Consider the following 13408-nt stretch of genomic DNA (forward strand, 5'->3'; position numbering starts at 1 on the left):
CATGCGTAAGGCAAATTGGGTCGCGGTGCCGCTGGTGCTCGCACTGGCGTCGTGCGGCGTCTTCAAGACCAAGGTCAAGCCGACCACCGTCGGCGAGCGCGTGCCGGTGCTGGATTTCGAGACCAAGGTCGAGGCCGAGGGCGAACTCGCCGACCTCAAGGTGACGCTGCCGCCGCCCGAGGTCAACGCCGACTGGGCCCAGCCCGGCGGCTCGCCGTCAAAGGCGATGGGGCATCTCGCGGTCGGCGACACGCTGAGCCAGGCGTGGAGCGTCAGCATCGGCAAGGGCAGTTCCTCGACGGTTCGCCTCAACGCCGCGCCGATCGTGTTCGGCGGCATGGTCTATGCGGTCGACACGACGGGCACCGTCCGCTCGTTCGATGCCACCACCGGTGCCGCCGGCTGGTCGGCGGCGATGACGGTCAAGGGGCAGGAGCAGCACGCCGCCTTCGGTGGCGGCGTCAGCGCCGGCGATGGCCGCGTCTATGTCATCAGCGGCTTCGGCATCGCCGCGGCGTTCGACGCCAAGACCGGCGCGGAAATCTGGCGCAAGACGCTGGGTACGCCGTTCCGCGGCGCGCCGACGGTCGCCAACGGCCGCATCTATGCGCTGACCCAGGACAACCAGTTGTACGCGCTCAGCGCCGACAAGGGCGAGACCGTATGGAACGTCGCCGGCACCGTCGAGGTCGCCGGCCTGCTCGGGACCGCGGCACCGGCGTTCGCGCAGGACACGCTGGTCGTCGGTTACTCCAGCGGCGAGCTCAACGCGTTGCGCGCCGAGAACGGCCGCACGGTCTGGGCCGACGCCCTGGCGCGCAGCGGGCGGACGACGGCGCTCAACGCGCTGACCGACATCGACGCCTCGCCGGTCATCGATCGCGGCCGGGTGTTCGCCATCGGCCACGGCGGCCGCATGGCGGCGATCGAGCTGTCGACCGGGCAGCGGGTGTGGGAGCGCAACTTCGCCGGCACCTCGACGCCCTGGGTCGTCGGCGATTTCGTCTATGCCGTGACGCTGGACGGCGAGGTCGTCTGCATGACGCGCGGCGACGGCAAGATCAAATGGGTCCAGCGGCTGCAGCGCTACACCAACATCAAGAAAAAGACCGGCGCGGTCGAATGGTCGGGCCCGGTGCTGGCCTCCGACCGGCTGCTCGTCTCGGGCTCCAACCGCGAGCTGGTGACCCTGTCGCCGTATACCGGCAAGCCGATCTCGACGGTCAAGCTCAAGGCCGCGGCCTTCCTGCCGCCGGTGGTCGCGGGCAAGACGGTGTACCTGCTCACCGACGACGGCAAGCTAACAGCGTATCGTTAAAGGCCAAGGGGCTGTAAGAGGCCCCGCATGTCCACCCCGATCAAACCAATAGTCGTCATCGTCGGTCGCCCGAACGTCGGCAAGTCCACCCTGTTCAACCGCCTCGTCGGCCGCCGCCTGGCCCTGGTCGACGACACGCCCGGCGTCACCCGCGACCGTCGCGAGGGCGCGGCGTCGCTGTTCGACCTCGACTTCACCATCGTCGACACCGCTGGCTTCGAGGATGCCGACGCCGCCAGCCTGGCGGGCCGGATGCGCGCCCAGACCGATGCCGCGCTCGGCCATGCCGATGTCGCGCTGCTGGTCTTCGACGCCCGCGCCGGCGTGACGCCGCTCGACCGGCATTTCGGCCAGTGGCTGCGCGGTCACAACATGAAGGTCCTGCTGGTCGCCAACAAGGCGGAAGGGCGCGCTGCCGAGGGCGGCGTCGCCGAAAGCTACGAACTGGGCTACGGCGAGCCGATCCAGATCTCCGCCGAGCACGGCGAGGGCCTCGCCGACCTGTACGAAGCGCTGATGCCGATCCTCGACCCGATCATCGCGGCGAACGTCGTGCCCGAGGACACCGACCCCGACGAGAGCGAGGAGGCCGAGGCCGCCCGCCGCTATGCAGAGCCGCTGAAGCTCGCCATCGTCGGCCGCCCGAACGCCGGCAAGTCGACGCTGATCAACAAGCTGCTCGGCGAGGACCGGCTGGTCGTCGGTCCCGAGGCGGGGATCACCCGCGATTCGATCGCCATCGACTGGGAATACAATGGCCGCGACGTCCGGCTGGTCGACACCGCCGGCCTGCGTAAGCGCGCCAAGGTCGTCGACAAGCTGGAGCGCATGTCCGCCGTCGACACCAAGCACGCCGTCGACTTCGCCGAGGTCGTGGTGCTGCTGCTCGACGCGACGCTGGGCCTGGAGTCGCAGGACCTGCGCATCGCCGACCTGGTGATCAGCGAGGGGCGCGGCCTGATCATCGCGCTCAACAAATGGGACGTCGCCGCCGACCAGTCGAAGCTGTTCCAGGGCGTCCGCAAGGCGCTGGACGAGGGACTGGCGCAGATCAAGGGCGTGCCGCTGCTCACCGTCTCCGGCCAGACCGGGCGCGGCCTCGACGTGCTGATGAAGGTCGCGTTCGAGGCGCGTGATGCGTGGAGCCGGCGCGTCCCGACCTCCGGTCTCAACCGCTGGTTCGAGGCGACCATCGACCGCAACCCGCCGCCGGCCCCCAAGGGCCGCCGCATCAAGCTGCGCTACGTCACCCAGGTCGCGAGCCGCCCGCCGACCTTCGTGGTCTTCGGCAACCGCACCGACGAGCTGCCCGAGAGCTATCGCCGCTACCTCGTCAATGGCCTGCGCGACGAACTCGGCTTCGAGGGCGTGCCGATCCGCCTGACCTTCCGCGGCAGCAAGAACCCCTTCGACTGACGCGACGAGCGGGACAGCATTCAGTGAAGCCAGAGAGTGGTGCAGGCATGAACGACCGGGTGCTCTACGATTATTGGCGCTCGTCGGCGTCGTATCGGGTGCGGATCGCGCTGGCGATCAAGGGGCTGGATTACACCGCCAAGCCGGTCGACCTGCGCAGCGGCGCGCAGTCCGGCGTCGGCTTCACCATGCTCAACCCGCAGGGGCTGGTGCCGCTGCTGATCGACGGCGACGTGGCGATCAACCAGAGCCTCGCGATCATCGAATGGCTGGAGGAAACGCATCCCGAGCCGTCGCTGCTGCCCGGCGACGCGACCGCCCGGGCGCGCATCCGGGCCGCCGCGCTGACCATCGTCGCCGACGTCCATCCGATCAACAACCTCCGCGTCCTCAAGTATCTGAAGAGCGAACTGGGACAGGAGCAGGAGGCGATCGACACCTGGGGCCGGCACTGGATCGAGCTTGGCCTGTCGGCGCTGGAGGAGATCGCGGAAGGCTCGCCCGGCCCGTTCCTGTTCGGCGCGCAGGTGACGCTCGCCGACGTCTGCCTGGTGCCGCAGATGTACAATGCCCGCCGCTTGCAGGCCGATGTTGCGCGCTTCCCCAAGCTGGGTAACATCGACAAGCGGCTGAACGGCCTCAAGGCCTTCCAGCAAGCGCGTCCGGAACGCCAGCCGGGGGCGGATCAATAACGGCGGGGGGAGAAGCGCCGTGCATCCACACACCATCGTCGCCGAGGGGCTGCAGTTTCCCGAAGGCCCGGTGTGGTGCGAGGACGGCTCGATCATCGTCGTCGAGATCAAGGCGGGGCGACTGACCCGTATCCACCCGGACGGCCGTACCGAAGTCATCGCCACGCCCGGCGGCGGCCCAAACGGTGCCGCGATCGGCCCCGATGGCGCGCTGTACCTGTGCAACAACGGCGGCTTCGAATGGAGCGAGATGGGCGGCATGACGCTGCCCGGCGGCGCCGCGGCCGATTATGCCACCGGACGGATCGAGCGCGTCGACCTGCGCACCGGCACGGTCGAGCGATTGTACGCTGAGTGTGACGGCGTTGCGCTGTCAGGGCCGAACGACATCGTCTTCGACGCGGATGGCGGCTTCTGGTTCACCGACCTCGGCAAGCATTTCCATGCGCACACCAGCCACGGTGGGCTGTTCCATGCCCGCGCCGACGGCTCCCGCATCACCTGCGCCGTCCGTGGTCCGAACCTCAACGGCGTCGGCCTGTCGCCCGATGGCCGCACCGTCTATGCCGCGCACACGCAGGAGCGGCTGGTGCTGGCGTTCGACATCACCGGCCCCGGCAGCGTCGCGCCGTCGCCGCTGCCCGCGCTGCCCGGCCGGGTGGTGACCAGCTTTCCCGGCCGCGTGCTGCTCGACAGCCTGGCGATCGAGGCGGACGGCAACATCGCCCAGGCGACGCTGGTCGAGCATCCCGGCGTCTGCTCGATCGACCCGGCCACCGGCGCGCAGGCGTTCTTCGACTTCCCCGACCTGCTGACCACCAACATCTGCTTCGGCGGCGGCGACATGATGGACGCCTGGGTGACGCTGTCCTCGACCGGCAAGCTGGCGCGCTGCCGCTGGCCGCGTCCGGGCCTGCGGCTGGCGCATTACTGTTGAGCCGCAAAGCGGAGCTTTCGGGCAGCATCCGCTTGGTTGCTGGTCAACCACGGCGAAATGATCGACACGACGCCGGATGACGCTGACCCACCTCGACCGGCTCGAAGCCGAGGCCATTCACATCCTGCGCGAGACCGTCGCCGAGGCCGAGAACCCGGTGATGCTGTACTCGATCGGCAAGGATTCCGCCGTGATGCTGCACCTGGCGAAGAAGGCGTTCTATCCGGCGCCGCCGCCGTTCCCGCTGCTCCACGTCGACACCAGCTGGAAATTCCGCGCGATGTACGACCTGCGCGAAAAGGCGGCCGACGCGGCGGGCATGAAGCTGCTGGTCTGGAAGAACCCCGATGCGGTGGCGCGCGGCATCAACCCGTTCGATCACGGCTCGGCGGTGCATACCGACCTGTGGAAGACGCAGGGGCTGAAGCAGGCGCTCGACCATTACAAGTTCGACGTCGCCTTTGGCGGTGCCCGCCGCGACGAGGAGAAGAGCCGCGCCAAGGAGCGCATCTTCAGCTTCCGCTCCGCCAGCCACGGCTGGGACCCCAAGGCGCAGCGCCCCGAATTGTGGCGCCTCTACAATGCCCGCAAGCACCCGGGCGAGAGCATCCGCGTCTTCCCGCTGTCGAACTGGACCGAGCTCGACGTCTGGCAGTACATCGCCGCCGAAAAGATCGACATCGTCGACCTGTACTTCGCCGCCGACCGCCCGGTCGTCGAGCAGGACGGCATGCTGGTCATGGTCGACGACGAGCGCTTTCCGCTGAACGGCCGGGTGCCTGAAATGCGCTCGGTGCGCTTCCGGACTTTGGGCTGCTACCCGCTGACCGGCGCGGTCGAGAGCGACGCGACGACGCTTCCCGACGTGATCCGCGAGATGCTGCTGACCACCACATCCGAGCGGCAGGGCCGGGCGATCGACCGCGACGCCTCCGCCAGCATGGAGCTGAAGAAGCGCGAGGGCTATTTCTGATGGCGGACCATGCTTACGAGCCCGCCGCGGACATCGCCGGCGACATCGGCGGCTATCTGGAGCGCCACCGTGCCAAGTCGCTGCTGCGCTTCATCACCTGCGGATCGGTCGACGACGGCAAGTCGACGCTGATCGGGCGGCTGCTGTACGACACCAAGGCGATCTTCGCCGACCAGCTCGACGCGCTGGAGGCCGATTCGAAGCGCGTCGGCACGCAGGGCCAGTCGATCGACTTCGCGCTGCTGGTCGACGGACTGGCCGCCGAGCGCGAGCAGGGCATCACCATCGACGTCGCCTACCGGTTCTTCTCGACTGACCGGCGCAAGTTCATCGTCGCCGACACGCCGGGGCATGAGCAATACACCCGCAACATGGTCACTGGCGCCTCGACCGCCGACTTGGCGGTGGTGCTGATCGACGCGCGCAAGGGCGTTCTGACCCAGACGCGGCGGCACAGCTGGATCGCCCACCTGCTCGGCATCCGCAACATCGTGCTGGCGGTCAACAAGATCGACTTGGTCGGCCATGACCAGGCGCGCTTCGACGAGATCGTCGCCGACTACCGCGCCTTCGCGACCAGCATCGGCATCGCGGACTTCGTCGCCATCCCGATCTCCGGGCTTGGTGGCGACAACATCGCGGCGCGGTCGGAGGCGACGTCCTGGTACACCGGCCCGACACTGATCGAGCATCTGGAGACGGTGCCGCTCGACGTCGATGCCGAGGCGGCCAAGCCGTTCCGGATGAGCGTGCAATGGGTCAACCGCCCGAACCTCGACTTCCGCGGCTTTGCCGGGATGATCGACGCAGGGACGGTCGTGCCGGGTGACGCCGTGCGCATCCTGCCGTCGGGGCGGATCACCAGCGTCGCGCAGATCGTCACCGCCAACGGCGACCTGCCACGAGCGGTCGCTGGCCAGTCGGTGACGCTGACGCTGGCCGACGAGGTCGATTGCTCGCGCGGCAACGTCATCGCCGCATCCGCCTCCCCGCCGCAGGTCGCCGACCAGTTCGAGGCGACTTTGGTGTGGATGGACGAGACGCCGCTGCTGCCGGGGCGGGGCTACCTGCTCAAGCTCGGCGCGCAGGTGGTGACGGCAACGGTGCAGCCGCCGAAATATGCGCTCAACGTCAACACCGGCGAGCATCTGGCGGCCAAGACGCTGGAGCTGAACGCCATCGGCGTGGCGACGCTGGCGACCGACGTGGGGCTGGTGTTCGAGCCCTATGCCGACAGCCGGACGCTGGGCGGCTTCATCCTGATTGACCGCGAGACCAATGCCACCGTGGCGGCGGGGATGATCAATTTCGCGCTGCGCCGGTCGCAGAACATCCACCGCCAGGCGACCGACGTCGACCGTGCCCAACTCGCCGCGCTGAAGAACCAGAAGCCGGCGGTGCTGTGGTTCACCGGGCTGTCGGGCGCGGGCAAGTCGACGATCGCCAACCTCGTCGAGAAGCGCCTGCACCGGATGAACCGGCACACCTTCCTGCTCGACGGCGACAATGTCCGGCACGGGTTGAACCGCGACCTTGGCTTCACCGATGCCGACCGGGTCGAGAACATCCGTCGCGTCGGCGAAGTGGCGCGGCTGATGACCGATGCCGGGCTGATCGTCATCACCGCCTTCATCTCGCCGTTCCGCGCCGAGCGCGACATGGTGCGGGCGATGATGGCGCCGGGCGAGTTCATCGAGATCCATGTCGATACGCCGCTCGCCGACGCCGAGGCGCGGGACGTGAAGGGGCTGTATGCCAAGGCGCGGGCCGGGGAATTGGCGAACTTCACCGGGATCGACAGTCCCTACGAAGCACCCGAGGCGCCGGAGCTGAGGATCGACACGCTGGCGTTGAGCCCCGGGGCTGCGGCGGACCTGATCGTCGAGTATCTGATCGACAGCGCCGACTGAAGCACTTGACTAGCATGTACCTTTATGGTACAAGAATATCGCAGGGCTGAACCTTTTTAGGTCTGGGACTCCGAAACAGGCCGCGTCCGTGTAACCTTCGTAACCTTATTCATCTTCGGGAGGCTCTCGGACCGTCTGTTATCGGCGGGCAGAGAAAAATTCCCTGAGCAGCGTGGCGGACGCGACTTCGCCGATGCCGCCATAGACATCGGGCGCGTGGTGGCACGTCGGCAGGGTGTAGATGCGCGGACCGTGGTCGACACCGCCGCCCTTGGGATCGGGAGCGCCGTAGTAGAGCTTGGCGATGCGGGCGAAGCCGATGGCGGCAGCGCACATCGGGCAGGGCTCCAGCGTGACGAACAGCGTGTGCCCGATCAGGCGCTCGCTGCCCAGTGCGGCACAGGCGGCCCGGATCGCCAAGATCTCGGCGTGCGCGGTCGGATCGGAGAGTTCGCGGGTGCGGTTGCCGGCGCTGGCGACGATTTTGCCGCCGGGGGCCAGGATGGTGGCGCCGACGGGGACTTCGCCACGCTCGGCGGCGGCGCGGGCCTCGGCCAGCGCTTGCGCCATGCCGGGGGAAGCGGGGAAGGGCGGGGACATTGCTGCCCCCGCCGTATCAGCGTGCCTTCGACAAGACCACCCACAGAGCGTGGATGACGCCCGGCAACCAGCCGAGCAAAGTCAGTACGACGTTGATCCAGAAGTCGGTCCCGATGCCGCGCGCCAGGAAGACTCCCAGCGGCGGCAGCAGGATCGATGCGATGATCAGCAGGATCGGCATCAGTTGGTCTTGTTCGGCGCGTCCTTCGCCGGCGTCACGTCGACCGTCGGGACTTCGACGGTGGTCTTCTTGGTGCCGACATTGACGTCGGCGGTGTTGACGTCGAACTTGGGCAGCGAACCGCCGCTGGTCTCGACCTTGACGTCGGGCAGCGAGCCCTTGCTGGTCTGGCCGATGTCGATCAGGCCGAACGCGAACGCGGCGACGACCAGCGCGACGATGATGAGCAGGGCGACGAGCCAGCCCATGCCGCCCCGGCGACGCTCGACATAGACCGGCTCGTCGCGAACGACGGTGCGATCGACGACAGGACGCCCGGCTGCATCGGTACGCGTAGTTTCGTATTCGGCCATGTACTCACTCCACCTTGTTGATGCGCGAATAACTGCCGATCCGGATAAAAGTTGCTCAGCCGAAAGGAATGTTGCCTGCCCAAATCGATTTTTGGAAATGCGCATGAAAAAGGCCTCGCACCGTCTCGGGTGCGAGGCCGCTTTCGTCCGCCAGGCGATTGCCTAGGCGGCGTTCTTCGCCCGCGAGGCGCGCTTGCGCTCGTTGGGCTCGAGGTGGATCTTGCGCAGCCGGATGAAGTTCGGCGTCACCTCGACCAGCTCGTCCTCGTCGATATAGGCGATCGCCTGCTCCAGCGTCAGGCGCTTGGGCGGGCTGAGCTGGATCGCATCGTCCTTGCCGCTGGCGCGGAAGTTGGTCAGCGCCTTCGACTTGAGCGGGTTGACCTCGAGGTCCTCGTCACGGGCGTTCTCGCCGATGACCATGCCCTGGTAGACCGCCTCGCCCGGCTCGATCATCAGCGTGCCGCGCGGCTGCAGATAGCCGAGCGCGTAGCCGACGGCCTCGCCGGTCTCGGTCGAGATCAGCACGCCGTTGCCGCGACCCGACACCGGACCCTTGTAGGGGCCGTACTTGTCGAACAGGCGGTTCATGATGCCGGTGCCGCGGGTGTCCGACAGGAACTCGCCGTGATAGCCGATCAGGCCGCGTGCCGGTGCGGTGAAGGTCAGGCGGGTCTTGCCGCCGCCCGATGGACGCATGTCGGTCATCTCGGCCTTGCGGCCCGCCATCTTCTCGACGACCGTGCCCGAATACTGCTCGTCGACGTCGATGACGACGGTCTCGTAGGGCTCGGTGCGCTTGCCGTGGTCGTCGGTGCCGTAGATGACCCGCGGACGCGAAATCGACAGCTCGAAGCCTTCGCGGCGCATCGTCTCGATCAGCACGCCGAGCTGAAGCTCGCCGCGACCGGCGACTTCGAAAGCATCCTTGGACGCGCTCTCGGTGATCTTGACCGCGACATTGCCCTCGGCTTCGCGAACCAGGCGGTCGAAGATCATCCGGCTGGTGACCTTGGAGCCATCGCGACCGGCGTAAGGCGAATCATTGACCGCAAAGGTCATCGACAGCGTCGGCGGATCGATCGGCTGGGCATGCAGCGGCTCGGTGACCGAGATGTCGGCGATGGTATCGGCGACGGTCGCCTTGCTGAAACCGGCCAGCGCGATGATGTCGCCGGCATGGGCCTCGTCGACCGGGACCCGCTCGAGACCGCGGAAGGCGAAGATCTTGGAGGCGCGGCCTTCCTCGGCGATGGTGCCGTCGGGGCGGAGCGCACGGATCTGGGTGTTGAGCTTGAGCGTCCCCGAAAGGATGCGACCGGTCAGGATGCGGCCGACGAAGTTATCGCGGTCGAGCAGCGACACCAGCATCTTGAACTCGCCGTCGACGTCGGCGGCAGGCGGCGGGACATGCGAGACGATGGTCTCGAACAGCGGCGTCAGGTCGCCGGAGCGAACCTCGGAGTCGCGCCCGGCATAGCCGTTGCGACCGGAGGCGAAGATCACCGGGAAATCGAGCTGCGCATCGTTCGCCTCGAGGTTGACGAACAGGTCGAAGACCTCGTCCAGCACTTCCTGCGCACGAGCGTCCTGGCGGTCGATCTTGTTGACGACGACGATCGGGCGGAGACCCAGCGCCAGCGCCTTGCCGGTGACGAACTTGGTCTGTGGCATCGGGCCCTCAGCGGCGTCGACCAGCAGCACGACACCGTCGACCATCGACAGGATGCGCTCGACCTCGCCACCGAAGTCGGCGTGGCCCGGGGTGTCGACGATGTTGATGTGGGTGGTGACGTCGCTGGTCTTGTCGGTCCACTCGATCGACGTGCACTTGGCGAGAATGGTGATGCCACGCTCTTTTTCGAGGTCGTTCGAATCCATCGCACGCTCGGCGACGCGCTGATTGTCTCGGAACGTGCCGGACTGGCGGAAGAGCTGATCGACGAGCGTGGTCTTGCCATGATCGACGTGCGCGATGATCGCAATGTTGCGCAAGCGCATGCGGGGAAACTTTCGTGACAGTGGATTGAGGCGCGGCCATAGCCGTAATTGTGCGTCGCAACAAGGGCGATGCGCGTTGTGGGCCATTGAACCGGCCGATCACGTTCGGCAGAACGGTACGGGACCGCGCTGGACACCGTTGACTTGCATCGGCGGTCAAGCGACGGTGCGGCGTCTCGTCCGTGCCGGCAAAGAACAGCTTTGGGTCAGCGACATGGGGGCCGAAGGGCGTAATCGCGTGGAATTGAAGGACCCGGTCGAATTGAGCCAGATCACAGAGCGGGCCCCGCTGCCCGACCGCCTCGGCGCGACATTGGCCGCGGCGCGTGTCGCCGCGGGCCGCGAACTCGATGACATCGCCCGGGAGACGCGCGTGCCGTTGCGGCACCTCCGCGCCATCGAGGCCGATGCGCACGACAGCCTGCCGGCGCTGCCCTATTCCGTCGGCTTCGTGAAAAGCTTTGCCCGCGCCGTCGGTCTCGACGGCGAGGTCGCCGGGGCGCGTTTCCGTGCCGAGACTTCGAAGACCGCGCATGTTCCCGCCCAGGCACAGCTCGAGCCGCTCGACGAGCGCCGCCTGCCGTCGCGCGGGCTGGTGATGGCGAGTGTCGTCCTGCTGGTGCTGCTGCTCGGCGGGCTGACCGCCTATGGTTCGGGCTGGTTCGATGCGCGTCCCGAAAGCCAGACTGCTACCGCCGTTCCGGCTGCCAGCGAAGCCACGGTCACGCCGCCGGTCACCGAGACCGCGAACGCCGGCACCGCGGCTTCGGTACCGGTACCCGTGCCGACCGAGCCGGCGAGCGACGTGGTGACGACACCGGTACCGGCCGGCCCGGGTTCCGGCGTCGCCATCACCGCCAACGAGGACGCCTGGGTCCGCATCTTCGCCGTCAGCGCCGAAACCGGTCGCCCGGTCACCGTCCACACCGGCGTCATCACCAAGGGGCAGACCTACGACTTGCCCGCGACCCCTGGATTGCGCCTGTGGACCGGTCGCGCCGGTGCCCTGAAGATTACCGTCAACGGCCGTGTCATCCCGTCCCTCGGTGGCCCGGTAGAGACGGTCCGTAATGTCAGCCTGACGCCGAGCGACCTGCTTGCCCGCATTGCACCGCGTCCCGCCACCGCCACCGGAGCCCCATGATCCGTTTCCTGCTTGCAACTACCGCGACACTGTTGATCGTCACGCCCGCTCTCGCTCAGGACAGCGATCCGGTGCTTGGCAAGCGCGTCGGCAAGCTCGAATCCGAGATGCGCGCGGTTCAGCGCAAGGTCTTCCCCGGTGGCGATGCGCGTTACTTCGAGCCCGAGATCGCACCGGCGCAGGCGGCGCCGCCCGAGACCGTCGGCTCGCCTGCGCTGGCGCCGCTTGCCGACCTGACCACTCGCGTCGGCGAGATCGAGACGCAGCTTCGCACCCTGACCGGGCAGGTCGAGGCGCAGCAGAACCGCCTGCGCCTGCTGGAGGAAGCCCAGACCAAGTTCCGCGCCGACACCGAGTTCCGCCTGACCACGATCGAGGGCGGCGGCAAGTCCCCCGTCGCAGCGGTTCCCGGCGGTGCCGCGCCGCCCGAGGCGACCGACGGCCCGGCACCCGCGCCCAAGCCTGCCGCCACAAAGCCCGACACCGCGCCCGCAACGCCCGAAGCGCAATGGCGCGCCGCTTATGCGCTGGTGATCGCCAAGAACTACGACGAGGCCGAGCCGGCGCTGCAGGACTTCATTGCCGCCAATCCCAAGTCGACGCGCGCCTCGGACGCCCAATATTGGCTGGGCAAGACCTATGCGGCGCAGGACCAGCCCGCCCAGGCCGCCAAGGCCTATCTCGATGGCTATCAGAAGTTTCCCAAGGGCACGCGGGCCCCGGATAGCCTGTTGGGCCTGTCGCAGGCGCTGATCGACCTGAAGAAGCCGCAGCAGGCATGCCGCTCCTTGAACGAGCTCGATGCGGTCTATGCGGCGAAGCTGACGCCGGCCTTGAAGGCGCAGGCGGCCAAGGCGCGAACGACGGCGAAGTGCACGGGCTGAGCCGGGACGACCTTGCAAGTAACGTAGCGGCGTTGATCGGTCGACCGCTGCGTGATGACGAGGTCCTTGCCGTGGCGGTATCCGGCGGCCCCGACAGCCTGGCCCTGTTATTGCTCGCGCATGCGGCTTTCGGTTGTCGGTTGCAGGCGGTGACCGTCGATCACGGGTTGCGCGACGCCTCCCCTGGCGAGGCGGCGATGGTCGCGGACATCTGTACGGCGCGCGGCATCCCGCATGCGACGCTGCTATGGCGCGGGGACAAGCCGCTCGCGAACCGTCAGGCGGGAGCGCGGGAGGCCCGCTATGCACTGATGCGCGACTGGTGCTCGGTTCGCGGCATCGGTTGGTTGGCGACCGGGCATCATGCCGACGATGCAGCGGAGACGCTGCTGATGCGGCTCGCGCGGGGTAGCGGGAGCGCCGGGCTCTCCGGTATTCGGCCGCGCCGCGATCTGGGGCAGGGTGTGACATTGCTGCGCCCTCTGCTCGGCAAGCGCCGCGCCGAACTGGCGGCAGTCGTCGCGTCTGCCGGTCTCGATCCGGTGGACGACCCGTCGAACGATGATCCGCACTACGACCGAACGCAGGCGCGGACGCTGTTGGCCGATACCCCATGGCTATCGCCGGAGCGGCTAGCGTCGAGCGCTGCCAATCTTCGAGATGCCGAGGCGGCGCTCGACTGGGCCGCCGGCCTCGCCTGGGACAGCAGGGTCCAGACCTTGGCGGATGACGTGGCGGTGGATGTCGCGGAGTTGCCTGTCGAGCTGGTGCGGCGGCTGGTCCACCGGGCTCTCGAGTCGTTCGAGGCAAACCCGGACGGGCCGCAAGTTACGCGGATGATTGCCGTTCTTCAGGCTGGTGGAACCTGTACGTTAGCCGGCATCCAGGGCCGCGGAGGCGATAGATGGACCTTTCGCCGCGTCGCCGGGCGGCAGAATAACCATCTGCGCTGATTGCGCGCGCGCATATCTCGCCTATTTAGGCTATAACCGTTCTGTT

The 13408-nt window shown here is 67.7% G+C and carries 13 protein-coding genes; 9 read left to right on the forward strand and 4 right to left on the reverse strand.

Annotated features, from left to right (window positions below; all coding sequences use genetic code 11):
• Position 1 precedes the first annotated feature (1 nt).
• From ACOFKW_RS10530 to cysN, 6 genes are all read left to right on the forward strand, one after another.
• Positions 2 to 1318 (forward strand): PQQ-binding-like beta-propeller repeat protein, encoded by a 1317-nt coding sequence (locus ACOFKW_RS10530; protein WP_419814107.1) that lies wholly within the window; start codon positions 2 to 4, stop codon positions 1316 to 1318.
• Positions 1319 to 1345: 27 nt separating this feature from the next.
• The gene (gene der, locus ACOFKW_RS10535; protein WP_419814108.1) at positions 1346 to 2734 is read left to right on the forward strand and encodes a ribosome biogenesis GTPase Der; all 1389 of its coding nucleotides are present in this window, start codon (positions 1346 to 1348) and stop codon (positions 2732 to 2734) included.
• A 47-nt stretch (positions 2735 to 2781) separates the two neighbouring features.
• The gene (maiA, locus tag ACOFKW_RS10540) at positions 2782 to 3426 is read left to right on the forward strand and encodes a maleylacetoacetate isomerase (RefSeq protein ID WP_419814109.1); all 645 of its coding nucleotides are present in this window, start codon (positions 2782 to 2784) and stop codon (positions 3424 to 3426) included.
• A gap of 19 nt (positions 3427 to 3445) precedes the next feature.
• Entirely contained in the window at positions 3446 to 4363 is a 918-nt protein-coding gene (locus ACOFKW_RS10545; RefSeq protein WP_419814110.1) for an SMP-30/gluconolactonase/LRE family protein, read from the forward strand.
• A 76-nt stretch (positions 4364 to 4439) separates the two neighbouring features.
• Positions 4440 to 5336, forward strand: coding sequence for a sulfate adenylyltransferase subunit CysD (gene cysD / locus ACOFKW_RS10550; protein ID WP_419814111.1), 897 nt, complete (start codon positions 4440 to 4442; stop codon positions 5334 to 5336).
• Entirely contained in the window at positions 5336 to 7246 is a 1911-nt protein-coding gene (gene cysN, locus ACOFKW_RS10555) for a sulfate adenylyltransferase subunit CysN (RefSeq protein WP_419814112.1), read from the forward strand. Before cysD ends, cysN begins: the two co-directional genes overlap by 1 nt.
• Before the next feature lie 138 nt (positions 7247 to 7384).
• On the opposite strand, the gene ACOFKW_RS10560 is transcribed toward cysN, so the two are convergent.
• From ACOFKW_RS10560 to typA, 4 genes are all read right to left on the reverse strand, one after another.
• A complete protein-coding gene (locus tag ACOFKW_RS10560) occupies positions 7385 to 7846 on the reverse strand; it encodes a nucleoside deaminase (RefSeq protein ID WP_419814113.1) in 462 nt (153 codons plus the stop codon).
• Positions 7847 to 7862: 16 nt separating this feature from the next.
• On the reverse strand, positions 7863 to 8027 hold the full coding sequence (locus ACOFKW_RS10565) for a YqaE/Pmp3 family membrane protein (RefSeq protein WP_419814114.1): 165 nt from the start codon (positions 8025 to 8027) through the stop codon (positions 7863 to 7865).
• Complete coding sequence (locus ACOFKW_RS10570) at positions 8027 to 8380, reverse strand: hypothetical protein (protein ID WP_419814115.1); 354 nt, start codon at positions 8378 to 8380, stop codon at positions 8027 to 8029. Before ACOFKW_RS10570 ends, ACOFKW_RS10565 begins: the two co-directional genes overlap by 1 nt.
• A 162-nt stretch (positions 8381 to 8542) precedes the next feature.
• Positions 8543 to 10381, reverse strand: coding sequence for a translational GTPase TypA (gene typA / locus ACOFKW_RS10575; RefSeq protein WP_419814116.1), 1839 nt, complete (start codon positions 10379 to 10381; stop codon positions 8543 to 8545).
• Positions 10382 to 10643: 262 nt separating this feature from the next.
• Here typA and ACOFKW_RS10580 point away from each other — a divergent pair, with 262 nt between their 5' ends.
• From ACOFKW_RS10580 to tilS, 3 genes are read left to right on the forward strand one after another with little or no spacing between them, the layout of a single operon-like run.
• The gene (locus ACOFKW_RS10580; RefSeq protein WP_419814117.1) at positions 10644 to 11525 is read left to right on the forward strand and encodes a helix-turn-helix domain-containing protein; all 882 of its coding nucleotides are present in this window, start codon (positions 10644 to 10646) and stop codon (positions 11523 to 11525) included.
• Entirely contained in the window at positions 11522 to 12409 is an 888-nt protein-coding gene (locus ACOFKW_RS10585) for a tetratricopeptide repeat protein (RefSeq protein WP_419814118.1), read from the forward strand. The genes ACOFKW_RS10580 and ACOFKW_RS10585 overlap by 4 nt, the downstream gene beginning before the upstream one ends.
• On the forward strand, positions 12397 to 13362 hold the full coding sequence (gene tilS, locus ACOFKW_RS10590) for a tRNA lysidine(34) synthetase TilS (protein WP_419814119.1): 966 nt from the start codon (positions 12397 to 12399) through the stop codon (positions 13360 to 13362). The genes ACOFKW_RS10585 and tilS overlap by 13 nt, the downstream gene beginning before the upstream one ends.
• The last annotated feature ends 46 nt before the right edge of the window (positions 13363 to 13408 follow it).

Source organism: Glacieibacterium sp., assembly GCF_965200405.1.
Lineage (GTDB): Bacteria > Pseudomonadota > Alphaproteobacteria > Sphingomonadales > Sphingomonadaceae > Glacieibacterium.